The following is a 6,083-nucleotide window of genomic DNA, read 5'->3' as shown; positions in this document are numbered from 1 at the left end:
CTTTAATGAACTCTAGTTCTTCTATCTTTTCTTTGAGTTTTTTAATTTCTTTGTTTTTACTCATACCTGTATTGTTTTGCTCAAAGGTACTGTATTTCTTTATCCAATAATGAATAGAAGATCTTGAAATATCATACTTTTTTGATGCATAATTTACTGATATTTGACCGTTTTTAATTTGGTCAATGACAAAAAGTTTATGTTCGTAAGTAACTTTTTGGTACTGTTTTTTTCGACAGGCTTGTTTTTGTTGTTTCATAAGTGACTATAATTAAGTGTTTAATTTTTAGTCAACCTATTTCAGGAAAATTCATAATTTAAATGTGCCTATTCTAGACAACGGAAACTCAAAGTTTATTTCTGCTGTTGACATTTCAAGATATCCTGAAATATCAAATTCAAATCCAATATTTTATGATTTGAATGGTAATCAAAATGATTTTTAAATATCCTCAAGGAAAACGGAGTAAACACAATTAGATTAAAGCTTTGGGTAAACCCAAGCAATGTACATTCTGGATTTGCTGAAGTAAAAGAGTTTTCTGAAACTTTAAAATCAAAAGGGTTTAAAATTTGGTTAACTCTTCATTATTCTGACACTTGGGCTGACCCAGCCCATCAAAAAATACCAAAAATATGGCAAGAAATTAGTTTCACCCAACTAAAAGACAGTGTATTTAATTATACTGAAAAAGTTGTAAATGAAATTCAGCCAAATTATATTCAAATTGGTAACGAAATAAATTCTGGATTGCTTCACCCATATGGAAACATTTTAAATAATTTTCAAAATTTTATAGAGCTAATGAAAATGGGGATTTCAGCAGTAAGAACAAGTTCAAATAATACTAAAATAATTTTACATTTTGCTGGAATAGAAGGTTCTGATTGGTTTTTCAATCAGGTAAACACATTAGATTATGATATTATTGGTTTATCATATTATCCAAGATGGCACGGAAAATCTTTAAATAACCTTAAAACTAAGATGCAAGATTTGAGTAAAATTCATCATAGGGAAATAGTGATTGCTGAAACAGCCTATCCTTTCACACTTGACTGGAATGATTGGACTAATAACATTGTGGGATTGGAAGATTAATTAATTTTACCTGAATATCCTGCAACACATGAAGGTCAACGGAAATTTATAGAACAAATTAAAACAATAACTAAAGAAGTTGAAAATGGAATAGGATTTTGTTATTGGGGAGCAGAATTAATTGCTTGGAAAGGGAAACAAGCTACAGATGCTTCTCCTTGGTAAAATCAAGCATTATTTGACTTTAATAATAAAGCTTTACCCGTATTGAAAGAATTTAAAATTGAGTAAAAAATAACACAATGATTTATCAGAAAATAAAAAAAGCGGCTTAAAAGCCGCTTTTTTTTAATTTTCAAACTCATTAAAAGTCTTCTTAATTATTGCAACACAATCTAATAATTGTTCTTCATTCATTACCAAAGGTGGTGCAAAACGAATAATATTACCATGTGTAGGTTTTGCAAGCAAACCATTATCTCGCAATTTCAAGCAGATATCCCAAGCTGTTGAACTATCCTCAGAATCATTAATAACAATAGCATTTAACAATCCTTTTCCTCTAACTTGTTTTAAAAATTCAGAAGAATCTACTAATTTTTGAATTTCACTTCTAAATAAGTTTCCCAATTTATAGGCATTTTCTGCTAATTTTTCATCTTTAATTACTTCTAATGAAGCAATTGCGACTGCTGCAGCTAACGGATTTCCACCAAATGTTGAACCATGTTGACCAGGTTTAATTACATCCATTATTGCATCATTTGCTAAAACTGCAGACACAGGATAAACGCCTCCGCTTAAAGCTTTACCCAAAATTAAAATATCAGGAACAACATCTTCATATTGCACCGCCAACAATTTGCCAGTTCGGGCAATTCCTGTTTGAACTTCATCTGCCATAAATAAAACATTATGTTTCTCGCAAAGTTCTTTAGCTTTAGCTAAATATCCATCAGAAGGCACATAAACACCTGCTTCTCCTTGAATAGGTTCGACTAAAAATCCTGCAATATTATTACTCGAATTTAAAGTTTCTTCTAAAGCCTTTAAATTATCATATTCAATTTTAATAAATCCACTAGTATAAGGTCCAAAATTTTCTCTAGCTTCAGGATCATTAGAAAAAGAAATTATAGTAGTTGTTCTTCCATGAAAATTATTTTTACAAACAATAATTTCTGCTTTATTTTTATCAATTCCTTTTACTTCGTATGCGTATTTTCTACACAATTTAATGGCGGTTTCTACAGCTTCAGCACCAGAATTCATAGGTAATACCTTATCGTACCCAAAATAAGACGTAACATATTGTTCGTATTTCCCTAAAATATCATTATAAAAAGCACGAGAAGTAAGTGTTAATTTATCCGCTTGTTCTTTTAAAGCATTTATTATTTTAGGATGACAATGTCCTTGATTAACAGCAGAATACGCTGATAAAAAATCGTAATATCGTTTTCCTTCTACATCCCAAACATACACTCCTTCTCCTCTATTTAAAACTACAGGAAGTGGATGATAATTATGAGCTCCGTATTTATGTTCTAATTCAATAGCTTGTGTGGCTGAAATTTTATCTGAAACCATCTTAAAAAAAAATTAAAAATTGAAAAATATCAATTCCTTCTTATTAGGAGAGAAATCATCCTCTGAGGGTTCAAAAATACAAAATTAATAATTATTTTTTTTGATTTATTGATATAGATATAAATTGTTTCAATATCAATATCCTAAACTTTTATTTTTTTGTGAACAATATTACATAATAATCTATTTTTTTTAATAAATTTGTATCAATCTAATTAAATAAAATAAAATGAAAAAATCAGTATTAGTTTTAGGATTAGCAGCACTATTTTTTGTGAGTTGCGGTGAAAAAAAGAAAAAAGAAGTAAAAAGGGAACCAATGATGCAACAACCAATGATGCAACATAATACAACTCCAGAGACTACTCAAACAACCAAAGAAGTAACAACTAATGCAGATGGTGTTGTTGACAATGTTGCATTAGGAAAAAAATTATTTACTGAAAAAACTTGTGCTACTTGTCACCAACCAGATGTAAAAGTAATTGGTCCATCAATTAAAGATATAAATAAAATTTACACAGAAAAAAATGGTGATATTGTTAAGTTTTTAAAAGAAGAATCTGAGGCTATTGTTGATACTGATCCTGGTCAAGTTGCAATTATGAAAGCTAATTTAGATGGTTTTGTAAAAGACTTAAAAGGTGAAGAATTAGCCGCTTTAGCTGCTTATATGAGAAGTGTAAAATAATTTTTAATAAAATAGTAAAAAAGCATCTCTTTTTGGAGGTGCTTTTTTTATGCTAAAATGGTACATTTGCATCATGGCGAGAAAAAAAACGCAACAAATATTTGAAAACATAACAATAGTAGATGCTGGTGCCCGTGGTAAAACAGTAGCAAAAGCACCTGATGGAAGAGTTATTTTCTTAACAAATACAGTTCCTGGAGATGTTGTTGATATAAAAACCTTCAAAAAAAGAAAAGCATATTTTGAAGGAACTGCTATAAAATTTCATAAATATTCCGATAAAAGAACGAAGCCTGTATGCGAACATTTTGATAATTGCGGTGGTTGCAAATGGCAAAATATGAGTTATAACTATCAATTGGAATATAAACAAAATGAAGTGGTTAATAATTTATTGCGAATTGGGCATTTAGAGTTGCCCGAAATTACTCCTATTTTAGGCTGTGAAAAAACCTATTATTATCGTAATAAAATGGAATTTTCATTTTCAAACAGTCGATGGCTTACGTTAGATGAAATAAATTCTGGTGAAGAAATTGATAACAGAAATGCCTGTGGATTTCATATTGCAGGAATGTGGGATAAAATTTTAGATATTTCAAAATGCCATTTACAAGAAGAACCCTCAAACGCTATCCGAAATTTTATCAGAAATTATGGAATAGAGAATGGTTTAGCGTTTTTTAACCCAAGAGAACAAAGTGGTTTTTTAAGAACAGTTATGATTCGAATTTCTTCTAACGGAGAAATTATGGTAGTCATTCAGTTTTTTAAAGAAAATAAGGAAAAACGAGAAGGTTTATTAAATGCTTTAGCTGAAAAATTTCCTGAAATTACATCATTACAATATGTAATTAATGGAAAAGGAAATGATACTTTATATGATCAAGATATCATTCTTTTTAAAGGAAGAGATCATATTTTTGAAGAAATGGAAAATTTAAAATTTAAAATTGGTCCGAAATCTTTTTACCAAACTAACTCAACACAAGCTTACGAATTATATAAAATTACTCGAGATTTTGCAAATTTAACTGGGAATGAAATTGTGTATGATTTATATACTGGTACAGGAACAATCGCTCAATTTGTAGCCAGAAAAGCTAAAAAAGTAATTGGTGTAGAATCTGTACCTGAAGCTATTGAAGATGCCAAAATTAACGCACAATTAAATAAGATTAATAACGTTGATTTTTTTGCAGGAGATATGAAAACTGTTTTTAACGATGCTTTTATTGCCAAACACGGAAAACCAGATATTATTATTACAGACCCACCACGAGATGGAATGCATAAAAATGTGGTTGCAAAACTATTAGATATTTTACCTAAAAAAATAGTTTATGTTAGTTGTAATTCAGCAACCCAAGCTCGTGATTTGGCTTTAATGAAAGATTATTATACTATTGTAAAAACGCAAGCAGTAGATATGTTTCCACAAACACATCACGTTGAAAATGTTGTTTTATTAGAATTAAAATAAAGTTTATGAAAAAAACATTGATAATTTTTATCCTTTTAATCGCTTCTTTTTTAAGTTGTGAAAAAGATGATATTTGTATAGATGCAACTACACCAAATTTAATTATCCTATTTTATAATGATACCGCAAGAACTGCATTAAAAAAAATACCCTATTTAACCGTTTGGAGTGAAAATAAAGATAGCATTTATAAAAGAATGTCTTTAGATTCTATTTCCATTCCATTAGATTTAACAAAAGATAGTACCGTTTATAAATTTTCAGATAGTATAATCGTTGACAAAATTAATTTTAGTTATACTAGAAAAGATGTATTTGTATCTCGTTCATGCGGATATAAAACAATATTTGAAAATTTAACAATTGGCAGTGACTCCATTAATTGGATAAAAGAAATTAAAATTATTAACCCAACAATAGATAATGAAACAGCTGCACATATTGCTATTTATCATTAGTAGCTGGTTCAGCATACAAAGTTATGCTCAACAGAAAACGGATACTATTAAACGACAAGAATCTTATGGAATTAGGGTTGGTGTAGATATAAGTAAACCCATAATCACTTTTTTTGATAAGCAAAATAAAGCAATTGAAGTAGTTGGTGATATTCGTATTTTAAATAACTATTATTTGGCAACAGAAATTGGTAATGTTACCAAAACCACTAACGAAGATTATATAAATTTCACCACAAAAGGTTCCTATATAAAAGTTGGCTTTAATTATAATGCCTACAAAAACTGGATAGGAATGCGTAACGAAATATATGTAGGTTTACGCTACGGAATCAGTTTTTTTAATCAAACGCTAAATAGTTACACTCCAAATAGTAACGGAACTTATTTTAATAATCCACAAATAACACCTAGCAATAAATTCAGTGGATTAAATGCACAATGGTATGCTTTTGTTTTTGGAATGAAAGTAGAAACATTGAAAAATTTGTATTTAGGAGCAAGTGTTAGTTTTAATAAAATGATTTCAACTAAAGAACCTGAAAACTTTAAAAATTTATATGTTCCTGGTTTTAATAGAGTTTTTTTAAATGATTCTGGAGTAAGTTTTAACTACACTTTAAGTTACTTGATTCCTATTATTAAGAAGAAAAAATAATTTTTTGTGCTTTTAAACTCATATAGTTTTTTACCCAGGGCAAACTCACACTTTTATTTTCAATATCCTTAATAAATAGTCTTCATCCCAAGCCGCTTTGAGTCTTTTGCTTTTAACCGACAGTTTTTTAGTTTGTTCATTTTTCAGGAGGTTCAAGGCTA

8 protein-coding genes are annotated in these 6,083 nt (G+C 29.0%); 6 read left to right on the top strand and 2 right to left on the bottom strand.

The window, feature by feature from the left end; translation table 11 throughout:
• The coding region (locus tag L3J60_RS13235) for a helix-turn-helix domain-containing protein (protein WP_291976041.1) at nt 1-259 on the bottom strand (259 nt) is incomplete at its 3' end.
• A gap of 64 nt (nt 260-323) precedes the next feature.
• Between L3J60_RS13235 and L3J60_RS13230 the strand changes: the two genes are divergently transcribed.
• Together L3J60_RS13230 and L3J60_RS13225 are read left to right on the top strand one after the other, a co-directional pair.
• Nucleotides 324-446 carry a hypothetical protein gene (locus tag L3J60_RS13230; protein WP_291976040.1) on the top strand — a complete coding sequence of 41 codons (123 nt, stop codon included), beginning with the start codon at nt 324-326 and terminating at the stop codon, nt 444-446.
• Between the two features lie 2 nt (nt 447-448).
• Nucleotides 449-1,102, top strand: coding sequence for a glycosyl hydrolase 53 family protein (locus tag L3J60_RS13225; protein ID WP_366837396.1), 654 nt, complete (start codon nt 449-451; stop codon nt 1,100-1,102).
• A 288-nt stretch (nt 1,103-1,390) separates the two neighbouring features.
• Here the strand turns inward: L3J60_RS13225 and rocD are convergent, their stop codons facing one another.
• Nucleotides 1,391-2,632, bottom strand: coding sequence for an ornithine--oxo-acid transaminase (gene rocD, locus L3J60_RS13220; RefSeq protein ID WP_291976039.1), 1,242 nt, complete (start codon nt 2,630-2,632; stop codon nt 1,391-1,393).
• Nucleotides 2,633-2,861: 229 nt separating this feature from the next.
• Between rocD and L3J60_RS13215 the strand changes: the two genes are divergently transcribed.
• From L3J60_RS13215 to L3J60_RS13200, 4 genes are all read left to right on the top strand, one after another.
• Complete coding sequence (locus L3J60_RS13215; RefSeq protein WP_291976038.1) at nt 2,862-3,323, top strand: c-type cytochrome; 462 nt, start codon at nt 2,862-2,864, stop codon at nt 3,321-3,323.
• 73 nt (nt 3,324-3,396) lie between these two features.
• Nucleotides 3,397-4,806 carry a 23S rRNA (uracil(1939)-C(5))-methyltransferase RlmD gene (rlmD, locus tag L3J60_RS13210; RefSeq protein ID WP_291976037.1) on the top strand — a complete coding sequence of 470 codons (1,410 nt, stop codon included), beginning with the start codon at nt 3,397-3,399 and terminating at the stop codon, nt 4,804-4,806.
• Nucleotides 4,807-4,811: 5 nt separating this feature from the next.
• Complete coding sequence (locus L3J60_RS13205; RefSeq protein WP_291976036.1) at nt 4,812-5,264, top strand: DUF6452 family protein; 453 nt, start codon at nt 4,812-4,814, stop codon at nt 5,262-5,264.
• The gene (locus L3J60_RS13200; protein ID WP_291976035.1) at nt 5,230-5,922 is read left to right on the top strand and encodes a DUF6048 family protein; all 693 of its coding nucleotides are present in this window, start codon (nt 5,230-5,232) and stop codon (nt 5,920-5,922) included. The genes L3J60_RS13205 and L3J60_RS13200 overlap by 35 nt, the downstream gene beginning before the upstream one ends.
• The last annotated feature ends 161 nt before the right edge of the window (nt 5,923-6,083 follow it).

Source organism: Lutibacter sp. (assembly GCF_021647475.1).
Taxonomy (GTDB): Bacteria; Bacteroidota; Bacteroidia; order Flavobacteriales; family Flavobacteriaceae; genus Lutibacter.
The sequence above is the reverse complement of the archived record's forward strand: the minus strand, read 5'-3'. Positions and strand labels throughout refer to the sequence as shown.